The sequence below is a fragment of the Actinoplanes sp. NPDC048967 genome (assembly GCF_040649415.1).
GTDB lineage: Bacteria > Actinomycetota > Actinomycetes > Mycobacteriales > Micromonosporaceae > Actinoplanes.
In genome coordinates this window covers 1-14,392 of the sequence record NZ_JBEZFL010000004.1, presented here as the reverse complement: position 1 = coordinate 14,392, position 14,392 = coordinate 1, and the positions used below count along the sequence as shown (strand labels likewise).

17 protein-coding genes are annotated in these 14,392 nt (G+C 71.0%); 9 read left to right on the top strand and 8 right to left on the bottom strand.

What is annotated here, in order from left to right; translation table 11 throughout:
- Nucleotides 1-2 precede the first annotated feature (2 nt).
- The 3 genes from AB0C12_RS17655 to AB0C12_RS17645 are packed head-to-tail and all read right to left on the bottom strand — an operon-like array spanning nucleotide 3 to nucleotide 3,099.
- Nucleotides 3-2,006 (bottom strand): tetratricopeptide repeat protein, encoded by a 2,004-nt coding sequence (locus tag AB0C12_RS17655; protein ID WP_360549109.1) that lies wholly within the window; start codon nucleotides 2,004-2,006, stop codon nucleotides 3-5.
- A 32-nt stretch (nucleotides 2,007-2,038) separates the two neighbouring features.
- A complete protein-coding gene (locus AB0C12_RS17650; RefSeq protein WP_360549107.1) occupies nucleotides 2,039-2,464 on the bottom strand; it encodes an RIP homotypic interaction motif-containing protein in 426 nt (141 codons plus the stop codon).
- Nucleotides 2,465-2,508: 44 nt separating this feature from the next.
- On the bottom strand, nucleotides 2,509-3,099 hold the full coding sequence (locus AB0C12_RS17645; RefSeq protein WP_360549105.1) for an ABATE domain-containing protein: 591 nt from the start codon (nucleotides 3,097-3,099) through the stop codon (nucleotides 2,509-2,511).
- Nucleotides 3,100-3,182: 83 nt separating this feature from the next.
- On the opposite strand from AB0C12_RS17645, the gene AB0C12_RS17640 reads away from it, so the two are divergent.
- Together AB0C12_RS17640 and AB0C12_RS17635 are read left to right on the top strand one after the other, a co-directional pair.
- Nucleotides 3,183-4,109, top strand: a complete 927-nt coding sequence (locus AB0C12_RS17640; protein WP_360549103.1) for a pyridoxamine 5'-phosphate oxidase family protein — start codon at nucleotides 3,183-3,185, stop codon at nucleotides 4,107-4,109.
- Nucleotides 4,106-4,567: a nuclear transport factor 2 family protein gene (locus tag AB0C12_RS17635; RefSeq protein ID WP_360549101.1), complete on the top strand. Its 462-nt coding sequence runs from the start codon at nucleotides 4,106-4,108 to the stop codon at nucleotides 4,565-4,567. Before AB0C12_RS17640 ends, AB0C12_RS17635 begins: the two co-directional genes overlap by 4 nt.
- Before the next feature lie 6 nt (nucleotides 4,568-4,573).
- Here AB0C12_RS17635 and AB0C12_RS17630 read toward each other — a convergent pair whose 3' ends face one another.
- A complete protein-coding gene (locus AB0C12_RS17630) occupies nucleotides 4,574-5,470 on the bottom strand; it encodes a LysR family transcriptional regulator (protein ID WP_360549099.1) in 897 nt (298 codons plus the stop codon).
- A gap of 90 nt (nucleotides 5,471-5,560) precedes the next feature.
- Between AB0C12_RS17630 and AB0C12_RS17625 the strand changes: the two genes are divergently transcribed.
- Nucleotides 5,561-6,382, top strand: a complete 822-nt coding sequence (locus tag AB0C12_RS17625; RefSeq protein ID WP_360549097.1) for an SDR family NAD(P)-dependent oxidoreductase — start codon at nucleotides 5,561-5,563, stop codon at nucleotides 6,380-6,382.
- An 81-nt stretch (nucleotides 6,383-6,463) separates the two neighbouring features.
- Nucleotides 6,464-7,282, top strand: coding sequence for a ThuA domain-containing protein (locus AB0C12_RS17620; protein WP_360549095.1), 819 nt, complete (start codon nucleotides 6,464-6,466; stop codon nucleotides 7,280-7,282).
- Between the two features lie 22 nt (nucleotides 7,283-7,304).
- Here AB0C12_RS17620 and AB0C12_RS17615 read toward each other — a convergent pair whose 3' ends face one another.
- Together AB0C12_RS17615 and AB0C12_RS17610 are read right to left on the bottom strand one after the other, a co-directional pair.
- Nucleotides 7,305-7,730 carry an MmcQ/YjbR family DNA-binding protein gene (locus AB0C12_RS17615; protein WP_360549093.1) on the bottom strand — a complete coding sequence of 142 codons (426 nt, stop codon included), beginning with the start codon at nucleotides 7,728-7,730 and terminating at the stop codon, nucleotides 7,305-7,307.
- Between the two features lie 9 nt (nucleotides 7,731-7,739).
- Nucleotides 7,740-8,375, bottom strand: a complete 636-nt coding sequence (locus AB0C12_RS17610; RefSeq protein WP_360549091.1) for a helix-turn-helix domain-containing protein — start codon at nucleotides 8,373-8,375, stop codon at nucleotides 7,740-7,742.
- Nucleotides 8,376-8,431: 56 nt separating this feature from the next.
- Between AB0C12_RS17610 and AB0C12_RS17605 the strand changes: the two genes are divergently transcribed.
- Entirely contained in the window at nucleotides 8,432-8,815 is a 384-nt protein-coding gene (locus tag AB0C12_RS17605; RefSeq protein WP_360549089.1) for a VOC family protein, read from the top strand.
- Between the two features lie 15 nt (nucleotides 8,816-8,830).
- On the top strand, nucleotides 8,831-9,658 hold the full coding sequence (locus tag AB0C12_RS17600; RefSeq protein ID WP_360549087.1) for an alpha/beta hydrolase: 828 nt from the start codon (nucleotides 8,831-8,833) through the stop codon (nucleotides 9,656-9,658).
- Here AB0C12_RS17600 and AB0C12_RS17595 read toward each other — a convergent pair whose 3' ends face one another.
- Both AB0C12_RS17595 and AB0C12_RS17590 read right to left on the bottom strand, forming a co-directional pair.
- The gene (locus tag AB0C12_RS17595) at nucleotides 9,659-9,856 is read right to left on the bottom strand and encodes a hypothetical protein (protein WP_360549085.1); all 198 of its coding nucleotides are present in this window, start codon (nucleotides 9,854-9,856) and stop codon (nucleotides 9,659-9,661) included.
- 64 nt (nucleotides 9,857-9,920) lie between these two features.
- Nucleotides 9,921-10,541: a helix-turn-helix domain-containing protein gene (locus tag AB0C12_RS17590; protein ID WP_360549083.1), complete on the bottom strand. Its 621-nt coding sequence runs from the start codon at nucleotides 10,539-10,541 to the stop codon at nucleotides 9,921-9,923.
- 114 nt (nucleotides 10,542-10,655) lie between these two features.
- On the opposite strand from AB0C12_RS17590, the gene AB0C12_RS17585 reads away from it, so the two are divergent.
- From AB0C12_RS17585 to AB0C12_RS17575, 3 genes are all read left to right on the top strand, one after another.
- Nucleotides 10,656-11,783 carry an NAD(P)/FAD-dependent oxidoreductase gene (locus tag AB0C12_RS17585; RefSeq protein WP_360549081.1) on the top strand — a complete coding sequence of 376 codons (1,128 nt, stop codon included), beginning with the start codon at nucleotides 10,656-10,658 and terminating at the stop codon, nucleotides 11,781-11,783.
- Between the two features lie 238 nt (nucleotides 11,784-12,021).
- Complete coding sequence (locus AB0C12_RS17580) at nucleotides 12,022-13,746, top strand: cellulose binding domain-containing protein (RefSeq protein WP_360549080.1); 1,725 nt, start codon at nucleotides 12,022-12,024, stop codon at nucleotides 13,744-13,746.
- Nucleotides 13,743-14,392 (top strand): non-reducing end alpha-L-arabinofuranosidase family hydrolase (locus tag AB0C12_RS17575; RefSeq protein WP_360549078.1); only part of this gene is annotated, 650 nt, incomplete at its 3' end. The genes AB0C12_RS17580 and AB0C12_RS17575, both read left to right, overlap by 4 nt.

The following is a 14,392-nucleotide window of genomic DNA, read 5'->3' as shown; positions in this document are numbered from 1 at the left end:
GATCAAGCTTCTCGACCCCGCAGCAGCGCGGCGATCTCCGTGCTCTGTGGATGGTCGTGGCCCAGGACGCGCCGGCGGTCGCGGAGGACCTGTTCCCACAGCTCGATCGCCTCGGCCCGGCGGCCGGCCGTGCGGTAGGCGTACGCGAGGTCGCTGCGGCTGGACAGGGTGTCCGGGTGGTCGTCGCCGAGCACCCGCCGCCGGTCGGTGAGGACCTGCTCGAACAGGTCGATCGCCTCGGCCACCCGCCCGGCCGCGTGATACGCGTAGGCGAGGTCGTAGCGGTTGGCGAGCGTGTCGGGGTGGTCGTCGCCGAGCACGCGCCGGGAGTCGGCGACGACCTGCTCGAACAGGGCGACGGCCTCGGCCACCCGCCCGGCGGCCTGGTAGGCGCCGGCCAGGTTGTTGCGGCTGATCAGGGTGTCCGGATGGTCGTCGCCGAGCACCCGGCGACGGCTCGCGCGGGCCTGCTCGAACAGGTCGATCGCCTCGGCCAGGCGGCCGGCCGCCCGGTACGCGAAGGCCAGATCGTTGCGGCTGGTCAGCGTGCCGGGGTGGTCGTCGCCGAGGACGCGTTGCCGGTCGGTGCGGGCCCGCTCGAACAGCTCGATCGCCTCGGCCACCCGGCCCGCCGCCTGGTAGGCGCCGGCGAGGTTGTGGCGGCTGGTCAGCGTGTCCGGGTGGTCGTCGCCGAGCACGCGTTGCCGGCCGGCGAGGACCTGCTCGAACAGCTCGACCGCGGCGGAGACCTGGCCCTGGGACTGCCGGTAGACCGCTGCCTGGTCGTTGACCTCCAGCAGCTCGGTGTTGCCGTGGGCCGGGCCGGCGTGCCGGGTGAGCGCGTCGATGTGCGGCAGCAGCTGGTTCCAGCGGGGCCAGCCGGCGACATTCGTCAGCGGAGCATCCGGTATCGCCGCCCGCACGATCGAGACGGCGGCGGCCGCGTCCTGTTCCTGCCGGACGACGGCCTGCACCAGCCGGTGCACGCTCACCTCGCCGGCCCGGCGGTTGATCAGACTGAAGGACACCAGGACCGCGAGCGCGTCGCTGGTCGCGACCGGATCAGCATGCGGCGGGGCCAGCACCTCCACGGGTACGGCGTCAGGGCCGAGCCAGGCCAGCACCCGCAGCACCCGCACAGCCAGCGGCGACCGCCGGGCAACCGCGTCCATGCCGGCCCGCCAGATCGTGGCCACTGTCCGCCGCGCCGAGTCCCCCTCGCCCGGGTCGGCCGCGACCAGCGCGAACCGGTCGGTCAGCAACCGGACGTAGTCGTCGAAACCGAGACCCTCGTGCTGGCTGACGTACCCCGCGGCCTGCTCCAACGCCAGCGGCAGATCACCCAGCGCCGCGGCCAGCCGGCCGGCGCCGTCGTGGTCGTCCAGCCCGGTCAGCCGCTGCAACAGCTGCACACTCGCCGACCGGTCCAGCACGCCGAGCCGTAACGGCGCCAACCCGAGCCGGGCCCACCGGGCCGTCCCGAGATCGCGCCGGGTGGTCAGCACCACCCGGCCCCGCCCGGCCACCTGGGCCAGCAGCTCCTCGATGTCAGCGACGTCCTCGACGTTGTCCAGCACCAGCAACCACTCGCGATGGGTCTGCAGCCAGCCCAGCGCCCAGGAACGCGCGTCCGCCAGTGTCGCCACCGGATGCAACCGGCTCGTCAACGCGGCCAGACCGAGCTGCACGTTCGCCGCGGTGTCCGCGGTGATCCACCACACCAGCGAGTGCCGGGCCCGGAACGCCCGCGCGTAGTGCGCGGCCAGCTCGGACTTCCCGACGCCGCCCAGGCCGACCACCGCCGCCTGACCCGAACCGCGGACCAGCACGTCGTCCAGCGCGGCGACGTCACGCCCCTCGAACACCGCTGACACCGGCGGCAGATTGTCCAGCCCCGGGGGAGCGTCCACGGTGTCCGGCGTGGGTGCCGCCGTACCGCCCAGCGAGATGACGTTGTGCACGTTGCCGGTGCCGACCTGCACGTTGGCCGAGCCGGTGACCGTCACGCCGCCGGCGGGCGGAGGCCCGGCCGGGCCGGTCACCGCGCCGGCGGCGGCTGGTGGACGGTCAGGACGTTGTGGTCGCCGACCTGCACCCCGGTCGAGTTCGTCACGGTGACGGTGAAGGTGTCCCCGCGTACGGGGGAGGCCGCGACGATGGCCGCGATCTCCTCAGCCAGCTCGGCATCCTCCGACAGCGCGCGTTTCACCTGGGCGTACACCGCCGCGGCGAACGCCTCGTCGTCCGGATTCTCACCGAGGTCGGTCACCGCGGCACCGACCTGCGCCGCGCGGGGCGACTTCAGCAGCCGGCCCAGCAGCCGCCGCCCGGCCCCCACGGTCGCCTCAGCCGCGGCGTCGGTGCCCTGCTCGGTGGCCTTGGTGACCACCGCGCTGCCGTACGCCCCGGCCGCCGCCGAGAGCAGCGGCACGACGGTGCCCGCGAGCTCGCCGACTTCGATCATGGCCCCGCCTTCCTCACCGGATGCAACGACATATACCAGACCGGTCACAGTGGATCTCGGGTTGGACGCGCGGATCGGACCGTCCGGTAGTGGCGGGCCGCGCGGACGCGATTGCCGCAGGCGACCGAGCACCACTCGCGGCGTGGGTGCGTCTTCGCGAAGTACAGCACGCATCCGGGCGCGTGGCAGGCCCGCAGCAGCGAACCGCGGCTCAGTAGCTGCTGGGCCTCGGCGGCCACCTCGGCCAAGGCGGTGGTCACCGGCGAGGCCGCGGATCCGGTGGCCAGTTCGAGGCTCGCCTCGCGCTCCACCAACTGGGGGACCGGGAGCTCCCGGACGACGGCGTTCACGAACTCGAGCGCCTGCTGGACGTCCGGCCGGGCCGAGGTCGCCGCGGGACGGTCGTCGCCGGTCACGAAGGCGGCCAGCCGGCGGACGGAATCGCGCAGCGTCCGCGCCCGCCGGAACTCGTCCCGCGTCGCCGTCACCCCATGGCGAGCCACCCCGATCGCGTCCAGCCACTGGTCCACATCCGGTGGTCCCGCGAGATCGTCGTGCCCGCCGTCGGTGTCGGCCCAGATCGTCGCCATCAGGCGGACCGGAACCGGCTCGTCGGGAAGCATCCAGGTGCGCACCCCGGAAATCTATCACGGATGAAACGGCTTGCATCCGTTAGAACAACGGAGTACAACTGGCCTTCTGGTGGAAGGGGCTCAGGATGACTGGCTTTCACGGCGGCGAGCTCGCCGTGCAGCGTCAGGCCGGCGTACGGCAGGACGCCGCCCGCCTCTCACGCATGCTGGAACCGGCGGACCTGTCCGGCGGCATCGCCGGCTTCCTCGCCGCACGCACCCTGCTGGTCATCACCGGCCGGGACGCGACCGGCCGGCTCTGGACCTCGCCGCTGACCGGCCCGGCCGGGTTCCTCGAGGTCCGCTCCGACACCGAGCTGGCCGTCCACGCCGGGGTCCCGGCCGGTGACCCCCTGCACGGCCTCACCGCCGGGCAGCACCTCGGCACGACCAGCATGGACTTCGCCCTGCGACGCCGGGTACGGCTCAACGGCACCCTCACGGTCGCCACCGACGAGCTGCTGATCGTCGACGTCGAGCAGGCGTACGGCAACTGCCCGCAGTTCATCCAGCAGCGGCTGCTCACCCCGGCCACCTCCAGTCACGAGACGCCGGAAGAGGTGCGCCGCGGTGCCGCGTTCCAGCCGGCCGACGTTGAGGTGATCCGCTCCGCCGACACCTTCTTCCTCGGCACCGCCCACCCGCAGCGAGGGGCCGACGCGTCCCACCGTGGCGGGCCGCCCGGCTTCGTCCGCGTCGACGAGCAAGGCCTGTGGTGGCCGGACTATCCCGGCAACAACATGTTCAACAGCCTGGGCAACCTGGCCGTCAGCCCGGCGGCCGCGCTGCTGTTCACCGACTTCACCACCGGCGCCACCCTGCAGCTGTCCGGAACGGCCCGGATCGAATGGGGTGCGGCCGGACGACCCGGCGACGACGGGCACAGCGGCCGCATCGTCCGCTTCGAGCTCGACCGGCTCGTCGCCGCGCGCCGGCCGGCGCTGCGCGAGTCCGCCCACCGCCCGTACCCGCACAACCCCGCGCTGACCGACCGAGAGGACCGATCCCGATGACCGAGGCCCGACCGCCGTTCCCGCCGTACGACCTGGCGACCGCTCGGCAGAAGGTCCAGGCCGCCGAGGACGCCTGGAACACCCGCGACCCGGCCAGGGTCGCCGCGGCCTACACGCCCGACTCGCAGTGGCGTAACCGCGACGCGCACTTCACCGGCCGTCCGGCGATCATCGAATTCCTGACCGCCAAATGGGAACGCGAGCAGGACTACGCACTCCGCAAGTCGCTGTGGGCCTTCCACGAGAACCGCATCGCGGTGCGCTTCCAGTACGAATGGCACGACGCGGCGGGCCAGTGGTGGCGCAGCTACGGCAACGAGTTGTGGGAATTCGCCCCGAACGGCCTGATGAGCCGGCGCGAGGCCTCCATCAACGACCACGCCATCAACGCATCGGAACGCCGCATCACCGGCCCCCGCCCGGATTCCGAACGCGGCCTCGACATCCCGATCTGGTGAGTGCGGTCAACCGCCGATGAGGTGAGTCCGCGCGGATCGGCGGAACTGGGCGACCAGGGGATTGATGTCCGCGTGGCGGGTCGCGACGACGACGTGGCACGGTTCGATTCCCTCGACTGTGACGGTGACGAGGTCGTCCCGGGCGGTCACCCGGGGGTCGTTCGCGGCAATCAGGGCGACCGCCTCCCCGTCCGCGACCGCTTCGAGTTTGTCCTCGATGGTGTCGGCGGGCATTGCCGCCAGCGGTGCGCCGCCCTGGTCCGGGCGAGGCTCGAGTCGCCAGAATCCCGTCCAGGTCGCGGGTGCCCCGGCGCAGGCCACCATCGGCTCGTCGGCGAAGTCGGCCAGGGCGACGACTTCCTTTCCGGCCAGGCGATGGGACGCCGGCAGGACCAGCACGCGGGGCTCCTCGTAGAGCACGGTGAGGTCGAGGTCGTCGACCGGGATCGGAAGGGGCGTGCGGGCCACCAGCGCGTCGACCCGGCCGTCGGGCAGCGCGCGGGTGTCGTGCCAGTCCAGGTGGCGGGTGCGTACGTGCGCGTCCGGATGGCGGCGGCGCAGGTCGCGGACCGCGGCGGTGATGCTGAGGTCTTCGACGTAGCCGATGGTGATCGTGCGTGGTGGCGCGGCGCCGCGCGCCGCGCGAACGGCCTGGCCGGCGTGCTGCAGCAGGGTCTGGGCCCGGGGGAGGAAGGCCTCGCCCGCGGCGGTGAGCCTGCTGCCCTGGGTGGTGCGCTCCAGCAGCCGTACACCGAGTGCGTCCTCGAGCCGCTGGAGCTGGCGGCTCAGTGACGGCTGGGCGACGTGCAGTGCCTCCGCGGCGCGGGCGAAGGTGCCGTGCTCGGCCAGCGCCGTGAAGTAGCGGACCAGCCGCAGGTCCAGGTCCGGTACGCCGTCGGCCATGTCAGCAGCGTACTCGTTATGTCGTTTCGGCATGACGAGGTGTGGAACGGGTCTTGGACGGCGCCGCCCGGCCCGCGGGAGGTTGGTTCCATGACCGTTGACTACCGCGCCCAGACCGTTCTCCTCACCGGGGCCAGCTCCGGGATCGGGGCCGCTTTCGCCACGGCTCTGGCGGCGCGTGGCTCGAACCTCGTACTCGTCGCGCGCCGGGCCGAGCGGCTGGCCGCAATGGCGGACGAGTTGCACCGTGCTCACGGCGTACGGGTGGATGCCGTTCCGTTTGATCTCGCGCACCCGGCCGCCGGCAGCGAGCTCCGCCAGGCTGTCGCCGACCGAGGGGTTGCCGTCACCAGCCTGATCAACAACGCGGCCTTCGGCACCTTCGCCCGGTTCGCCGACGCCGATCCCGGCCGCCTCGCCGCCGAGATCGCCGTCGACGTGGCAGCACCGGTCCAGCTCACCGCCGCGTTCATGCCGCAGCTGCTGAGCGCCGCCAACGGGTTCATCATCAATCTCGCCGGGGTCTCCGCCTATTTCCCGTCGCCGCGGATGGCCGTCTACAGCGCCGGTAAGGCGTTCGTGCTGAGCTTCACCGAGTCCCTCTGGACGGAGCTGCGCGGCACCGGCCTCACCGCGTTCGCCGTCTCACCCGGCGCCACCGCCACGGACTTCACCACCGGAATGGGCGCGGGCGCCGGCGTGCTGACCTCGGGCCGGACGCGGACGCCCGGCGAGGTCGTCGCCACCGCGCTGGCCCATCTCGAGCGCCGCGACCCGGGCCCGAGCGTGATCGACGGACGGTCCAATCAGCTCGGTGTGATCATGAGCCGGCTCGCGAGCCGGCGGTGGAGCGCCCGGCTGATGGACCGCGCCTTCGACCCGGACCGCCGGGCCGAGACCACCGCGGCCTGACGGCAACGCCTTCCCCGGGTGCGGTCCGAGTCATACCCTTCGATAGGAGCCCGGTACGCGCGCAAACGCTGAGGAGGGGTCATGAAAGTCGTGGTCAGGTTCGTGATGGCGGCCATGCTGGCGGTAGGACTCGCGGGGGCGGCCGGGTCGCCGGCCGCGGCGTCCTCCGGGCATCAGAGGTTCAAAGCGCTCGTCTTCTCCAAAACCGCGGCGTTCCGGCACGACTCGATCCCGGCCGGGGTCGCCGCGATCCAGCGGCTCGGCGCCCGGCACCACTTCAAGGTGGACGCGACCGAGGACGCCGCGGCGTTCACCGACCGCAACCTCGCCCGGTACGACGTCGTGGTGTTCCTGAGCACCACCGGCGACGTCCTCGACGAGGCGCAGCAGGGCGCGTTCGAACGTTACATCCGCCGCGGTGGGGGCTTCGCGGGAATCCACGCCGCCTCCGACACCGAGTACGACTGGGCCTGGTACGGCGGCCTGGTCGGTGCCTACTTCCGCGACCACCCGGGCGCGGTCAACCCGCAGTTCCAGGTGGCCACGGTGAAGGTCCTCGGCCATGACACCGCGGCCACCCGCCCGCTGCCGCGCCGCTGGCAACGCGAGGAGGAGTGGTACAACTTCCGCACCAACCCGCGGGACACCGTCCGCGTCCTCGCCGAAGTGGACGAACGGACCTACGACCCGCGCGGCTACAGCGTGCCGGGCGGCTCGCCGGGGATGGGCCGGCACCACCCGATCTCCTGGTGCCAGCCGTACGACGGCGGCCGCGCCTTCTACACCGCGCTGGGGCACAAGGCCGAGTACTACAACGAGCCGCTGCTGCTCGACCATCTGCTCGGCGGGATCCGGATGGCCGCCGGCGTGGCCCGGTTCCCCTGCGGCCGGGAGGACTGACCGGCGTCCGCAGCCGCTCCGGTCACAGCCCGGAGCGGCTGCGCAGCCACGTCTCCCGGCGACGCTGGGAGGCCCGGGACAGCCAGGCGTCCTGGATGACCTCGGCCAGCTCCGTACGGCTGATCCCGCCGAGCCGGCTCGCCCGGATCAGCACCGACGGGTGGCCGTTGAAGTGCGGAGTCGTGAAGAAGGGCGTCGTCTCGTCCTGGACCAGCGCCTGCTTGTCCGCGTCCGACTCCACCCAGAAGACGATCACGTCGGAATAGCGTTCGCCGGTCTCCGGGTCGACCGCGTCGGGGCGCGGGTTGCGGAAGAAGACGAACGACTTGCCGCCCACCTGATAGACCGGGTTGTCCGCCTCCGGGTCGTAAACGGTGACGTGCGGCATCGCGAGGGCCAGCTCGTGGACGTCGTCGACGCACGCGGGACGATCTGCCGGTTCAGGCACCGCCCCAGTCTAGGGCGCGAGCAGGGCGGCCGTGAGCACCGCGGCCGTTCGCTCCTGCCACTGGTCAGGGGTCCACCCGCAGACATCGGTGAACTGCAGATACGTCTCGACGTTGCTGAGGACGAAGGCGATGTCGCGGGCCTGCTCGACGTCCAGCCCGGGCCGCAGGGCGCTCCGTTCGGCGAGCAGCTCCACGAGAAAGCCGTGCGCCGCCCGCGTCTGCGCCTGGTTGGTGTCCCACTGGGCGGCCACCTCGGGGTCCGTACCGGTCGCTCCGCGCAGGACCCGCATGAGCGGGACGATCCGGTCGAGGATGGTGCGGCCGGTGGCCAGCCACAACTCGATGATCCGCACGGGATCGGTCTCCTGCCGGATCTGGAGCACCCACGGCCGGTCCATCAGCGGTACGGGGTCGTCGTCGCCCACCGCGGCGACGTCCAGCGCCTCCTTGAGCAGCGTGCGCTTGTTGCCGAAGTGGAAGTACACGGTCTGGACCGCGACTTCCGCCTGCTCGGCCACCTGATCGAGCAGCGTCGCGCCGTAGCCGTGCGCCGCGAACTGCGCCGCGGCGGCCGCGATGATGCGCCGGCGCGTCGCCCGGGCTTGCTCGGCCCGGCTGACACGGGGCTTGACAGATCTCGTCACACGCTAGAGCCTACTCTAGTGAATTACTAGAGCCGACTCTAACGAGTGGGGATGAGATGCCCGACCTGTCCGGCTTCCACCACGTCAAGCTCCCCGTTTCCGACCTGATCCGCAGTCGCGAGTGGTACACGTCGGTGCTCGGCCTGCGGGTCGAGATCGAATTCGTCGAGGACGGCAGCCCGCGAGGCCTGGCCCTGGCCGACGCGAGCGGCCGGTTGCGCTTGGCGCTGCGGCTCGATCCCGTACGGGCGGAGGCGCTGGCCGGCTTCGACCCGGTCGCGCTCCAGGTGCCCGAACGCGCGGACATCGAGGAGTGGCGGCACCGGCTGGACGACCTGGGTCAGCCGCACAGCGGCATCGTCACCGGCCACAAAGGTGGCTCCGTGCTGGTCGGCCTGCACGACCCGGACGGCCTCGAGATCCGGCTCTACGCCGACTGACCTGGAGAAACAACCATGATCAACCTTTCCGCCGACCTCACCCCGGCGCTCATCGACGGCGCCGAGGTGGCCTACACCGACTCCGGCGGCGACGGTGAACCGCTGCTGCTGATCCACGGCGGCGGACTCGCCGACTGGCTCACGCCCCTGGCCGCGACCCCCGAGCTGGCGGACCACCGGGTGATCCGGATGGTCCGCGCGGGCTACACCGGCGGCCCGCTGCCGGCCGGTCTGACGGTGGCTGACCACGCCCGCCACGCCGCCACCCTGCTCCGGCAGCTGGATGCCGCGCCGGCTCACATCGTCGCCCACTCGTCAGGCTCGACCATCGCCCTCCAGCTGGCCGTGGATGATCCGGCTGCCGTCCGTACGGTCGCTCTTTGCGAACCTCCGCTCATCGACGCCCTGGCCGATCCGGCCGACATGGAGGCTCTGCACGCCGCCTTCGGCCCGGTGCTGGGCGCGGCGATGGCCGCGACCGCCCGGGGCGACCACGCCACCGCCTTCGACGCCTTCATGGCGATGGTGTGCGGGCCGGACTACCGGGCGGTGATGAACGACGTGCTCGGGGCCGGCGTCGTCGAGGCGGCGGCGGACCACTGCGGTGCCTTCTTCGCCGGCGAACTTCCGGCGGTCGGCGCGTGGAGGTTCGATCCGGCGGTGACCCGGCCGGTCCTGCTCATTCAGGGCGCCGACAGTCCACCGCCGGTGCACCGGCTGGTCGCCCAGCTCGCCGGCCTGCTCCCGGAAGCAGCGATCGCCACCGTCGATCACGCCAACCATCTGATGCCGCTGAGCGCGCCGGCCGAACTCGGCGCCGTGGTCGCGCGGTTCGCGCGGTGACTATCCGGCCCGGCGGTCCCGGCGCGGGCGCTTGAGCACGAGAACCCCGCCCGCGACCAGCACGAGGCCGAGGACGATCCCGATGAGATCGGCCCGGACCACGCTGGACACGGTCATCAGCACGCCGACGACAACCGCTGCCACGGCGATGAACTGCAGGATGTAGCCGGCGACCGACTTGGCCGTGATATCCACCATGGACGGTTCGCTACCCGGCCTGCCGATGCGCGAAACGGCAGGCGCCGCCGTACTCCGGATGATGTCAACGGGGTGCACGCGCCGAGACGCCGTACTCGATCGCATCGAAGGCCTGGTTCAGCCGCTGCCGGTGGGCCGCCGCGACGTCGGCGAGCTCGTCGCCGGCGAGCCGGCGCCGGACGGTCGCGACCGCGACGATCCGGTACGCCGCGACGACCAGCGCGGCGAGCAGCGCCCCGTCGCCGGAGAAACGCTTGTCGGCGGCCAGTTCCTCGGCCAGCGCCGCCTCGATCTCGTGCTCGAACACCCGCAGCCGGGCGATCAGCGTCGGCGCTTCCACGACGATCCGCAGGAACGGTTCGATGCCCTCGTCCAGGGCTGACAACCCGTGCCGTTCGTCGGCCAGGGCGAGCAGTGTCTGCCGGATCGCCTCGACCGCGCTGACCTCGTCCGCCCGATCACGCACCGCCGCCCGGGCGATCTCGACCACGTCGGGGAGCCGGTCGAGCAGCAGGTCCTCCTTGCGGTCGAAGTGCTTGAAGACGGTCACCTTGGACACGCCCGCCGCGGCGGCGACCTCGACGATCGTGACGTCGTCGAAGCCCCGGTCGAGGAACAGCCCGGTGGCGACGTCAGCGATGTGGGCGCGGGTCCTCGACCCACCACGGTCTCCCCGATTGGGCATGGACACAACTCCCTCAGTGGTATTAGCTTTACCCGGTAAGTTTACTCGGTAAGCAAACCGAGTCGCCTCAAGTAAGACGGTAGCGGTTTGCACCCCCACCCTTCAGGAGCCCCCGTGTCCACTCCCGTAACGATCATCGGCGCCGGCCTCGGCGGCCTCATGCTGGCGCGCGTCCTGCACGTGCGCGGCATCCCCGCGACCGTCTACGAGGGGGAGGCCGCGCCAACCGCGCGCACCCAGGGCGGCCTGCTCGACATCCACGACTACAACGGCCAACTGGCGCTGCGCGAGGCCGGCCTGATCGACCAGTTTCGCGGCCTGGTTCTCGAGGGCCGCCAGGCCGGCCGGTTCCTCGGCCGGGACGGGACCGTCCTGGCCGAGCAGGGCGACGACGGCACGGGCGGACGCCCCGAAATCCTCCGCGGTGACCTGCGCCGGCTGCTGCTCGACTCCCTCCCGGCCGGCAGCGTCAAGTGGGGCCACCGGGTCAGCGGCGTCGCTGCCCTCAGTTCGGGACGGCACACGGTGACCTTCGCCGACGGCGCGACGGTTGTGACCAGTCTGCTGGTCGGCGCGGACGGTGCCTGGTCACGCGTCCGGCCTCTGCTGTCCGGCGCCACGCCCGAATACACCGGCATGTCGGCCGTCGAGACCCACCTCTTCGACAGTGAAGCCCGGCACCCCGCCACGGCGAAGGCAGTCGGCCGAGGCGCGATGTACGCCCTCGCACCGGGCCAGGGCCTGCTGGCGCACCGGGAAAGGGGCGGCACCCTGCACAGCTACGTGTTCGTCACCGAGCCGCAGTCGTGGTTCGCCGCCATCGACTTCACCGACGCCGCCGGGGCCGCTGCTCGGATCGCGCAGAAGTTCGACGGTTGGGCCCCGGAGCTCACCGCCTTGATCACCGACAGCGACACCCCGCCGGTCCTGCGGCCGCTCTACACGTTGCCGATCGGGCACCGGTGGGATCGGGTGCCGGGGGTGACTCTGCTCGGCGACGCCGCCCATTTGACGGCCCCGAACGGCGAAGGCGCCAACCTGGCCCTGTACGACGGCTCGGAACTGGCCAAGGCCATTGCCGCCCGCCCGGACGACATCGAAGCCGCGCTCATCGAATACGAACAGGCGATGTTCGCCCGCAGCGCCGAGGCGGCTCGCGAAGGCGCCCGAACTCACGAACTGCTCTTCGGCGCGGATGCGCCTTACTCCCTGCTCGGCTTGGCGGCCACTCAGTCAATGTGAGAACAGTTTGCCCCGCTCATCTGAACGCCATTCCTGAAGACGGTATTGACCGGCGATATCTCGCACCCGGCCGCGTCCGGAAAGTAAATGCGGTTCTCCACCCGGAAAGTGTTATGCCGGTGCCGGATCGGGAGTCGCATCGGCGCCGCCGATGCACACCTTGACACTTATCGATATCCATATCAGGCTGGGAGCGCTCCCAATCATGTCGTCGGTATTTCCGTTCAAGGAGTTGTGCATGAGGAAAGTCAGGCCGGCCAACACCGTGCTGGTATCGGCCGGTGCCGCCCTCGTGGCGGCCGCGGCCGTGGCTGTGGCGCTGCCGGCCGGCGCCGCGGCCGCCGGTTGCTCGGTGAGCTACGTGGTCTCGTCGCAGTGGCAGGGCGGCTTCGGCGCCAACGTCACCATCACCAATCTCGGTGACGCGCTCTCCAACTGGACGCTGACCTGGTCCTACAGCGCCGGGCAGACCGTCACCCAGGCCTGGAACACGACGCTGACCCAGAGCGGCGCCGCGGTCACCGCCAAGAACGTCAGCTACAACGGGTCCGTCCCCACCAACGGCACGGTCTCGTTCGGCTTCAACGGCGCGTCGACCGGCAGCAACCCCGCTCCGACGGACTTCGCGGTCAACGGCTTCGTCTGCGGCGGCGGCCCAGTGCCGACCACGGCACCCACCACCCCGCCCTCGACGCCGACCACCACCGCGCCGGCCGGCACGCCCGACATCACCGTGAACAGTGCCACCAAATACCAGACGATCGACGGGTTCGGGGCTGCCGTATCGATCTGGGGCGGCGCGTGGTCCACCGCCGAGACCCAGACGCTGGTCGGGTCGGGCGCCAACCAGCTCGGCCTGTCGATCGTGCGGACCGGCATCTCGCCGGTCTCCAGCGAATGGTCGGCGCAGGTCAACGCCTTGAAAACGGCCAAGTCGTACGGCTCGAACGTGAAGATCCTCGCCTCGCCGTGGACGGCCCCCGCCGCGTGGAAGACGAACAACAGCCGGGTCAACGGCGGCAAGCTGAAGACCGACTACTACGACGACTACGCCAACCACCTGAACAGCTACGTCCAGTACATGAAGAACCAGGGCGTGGCCATCGACGTCACCTCGGTGCAGAACGAGCCGGACTGGCACCCGGACTACGACTCGATGGACTGGAGCGGCACCGAGCTGCGCACCTTCGTCCGCGACCAGGGCGCCAAAGTGCAGAACACCAAGCTCATGGTGGCCGAGGCGGTGAACCTGAACTACGGCTACACCGATCCGACCCTGAACGACGCGAGCGCCCGGAACAACATCGGCTACATCGGCGGCCACCTGTACGGCACTGAGGACGCGGGACGGTTGAAGCCGTACTCGCTGGCCGAGCAGTACAACAAGCCGGTGTGGATGACCGAGTGGAACTTCCACGAGGCCGACGGCAACGGCTCGAACATCTGGGGCAACCCCAGCAACCAGGCGGTCTGGAACGAGACCCTCGACGACATCATGCGCACCGTGCACAAGTCGATGGAGGCCAACTGGAACGCCTACATCTGGTGGTACGGCAAGCGTTACTACTCCTTCATCGGTGACGGCGAAGCGGCCTACGGCACCACCGCCGGAGCACCACTGAAGCGCGGCTACGCGTTCTCGCAGTTCGCCAAGTACGTGCGCCCGGGCTACCAGCGGGTCGGCCTGACGAAGAGCGCCAAGGCCTCGCCGCTGGAAGTGACCGCTTATCAGGGCGGTGGCAAGACCACGCTGGTGATCCTCAACCGCTCGGCCGCCGCCGTCACCAATGCCGTGCTCCAGGCCCCGCAGAACGTCACCAAGGCCGAGTACTACCTCACCTCGCAGAACGCCAACGCGGCCGGCCAGCCGACCAGCCTGAACGGGGGACAGGTCACCGTCAGCGTTCCCGCCCGCAGCATCTCCACCGTCGTGTTGACCCATTCCTCAGGAGTGAACCAGTGACCAGATCCAGATCGATCAGTGTCGGCCTGGCGTCGGCCGGCGTCGCCCTGCTGGCGTCGGCCGCGGTTGCCGTGGCGTTGCCGGCGGGCGCCGCAGCGGCGGGCTGCTCGGTGAACTACGCCGTGTCGTCGCAGTGGCAGGGCGGCTTCGGCGCCAGCGTCGCGATCACCAACCTGGGTGACCCGGTGTCCAGCTGGACGCTGACGTGGTCGTACGGCGCCGGTCAGACCGTGACGCAGGCGTGGAACACCACCCTGACCCAGAGCGGCGCGGCGGTGACGGCCAAGAACGTCAGCTACAACGGCGCGCTCGCGACCAACGGCACGGTGTCGTTCGGCTTCAACGGCTCGTGGACGGGCAGCAACCCGGTCCCGGCCGGCTTCGCGCTCAACGGGGTGAACTGCACCGGCGGGACCGGACCGACGTCTCCGTCCACCACGCCACCGGGATCACCGTCCCCGTCCCCATCGGTCTCGCCGTCGACGCCGGGCGGTACGTGCACGCTGCCGTCGAGCTACCGCTGGTCGTCGACCGGTGCGCTGGCCAGTCCCAAGAACGGCTGGACGTCGCTGAAGGACTTCACCAACGTCGTCTACAACGGCAAGCACCTGGTCTATGCGTCCAACGTGTCCAACGGCTCGTACGG

Coding starts and splice junctions, on each gene's coding strand:
- AB0C12_RS17650 (WP_360549107.1), bottom strand. CDS start 2,464: ATGATCGAAGTCGGCGAGCTCGCGGGCACCGTCGTGCCGCTGCTCTCG.
- AB0C12_RS17640 (WP_360549103.1), top strand. CDS start 3,183: ATGACTGGCTTTCACGGCGGCGAGCTCGCCGTGCAGCGTCAGGCCGGC.
- AB0C12_RS17635 (WP_360549101.1), top strand. CDS start 4,106: ATGACCGAGGCCCGACCGCCGTTCCCGCCGTACGACCTGGCGACCGCT.
- AB0C12_RS17630 (WP_360549099.1), bottom strand. CDS start 5,470: ATGGCCGACGGCGTACCGGACCTGGACCTGCGGCTGGTCCGCTACTTC.
- AB0C12_RS17625 (WP_360549097.1), top strand. CDS start 5,561: ATGACCGTTGACTACCGCGCCCAGACCGTTCTCCTCACCGGGGCCAGC.
- AB0C12_RS17620 (WP_360549095.1), top strand. CDS start 6,464: ATGAAAGTCGTGGTCAGGTTCGTGATGGCGGCCATGCTGGCGGTAGGA.
- AB0C12_RS17605 (WP_360549089.1), top strand. CDS start 8,432: ATGCCCGACCTGTCCGGCTTCCACCACGTCAAGCTCCCCGTTTCCGAC.
- AB0C12_RS17600 (WP_360549087.1), top strand. CDS start 8,831: ATGATCAACCTTTCCGCCGACCTCACCCCGGCGCTCATCGACGGCGCC.
- AB0C12_RS17595 (WP_360549085.1), bottom strand. CDS start 9,856: ATGGTGGATATCACGGCCAAGTCGGTCGCCGGCTACATCCTGCAGTTC.
- AB0C12_RS17590 (WP_360549083.1), bottom strand. CDS start 10,541: ATGCCCAATCGGGGAGACCGTGGTGGGTCGAGGACCCGCGCCCACATC.
- AB0C12_RS17580 (WP_360549080.1), top strand. CDS start 12,022: ATGAGGAAAGTCAGGCCGGCCAACACCGTGCTGGTATCGGCCGGTGCC.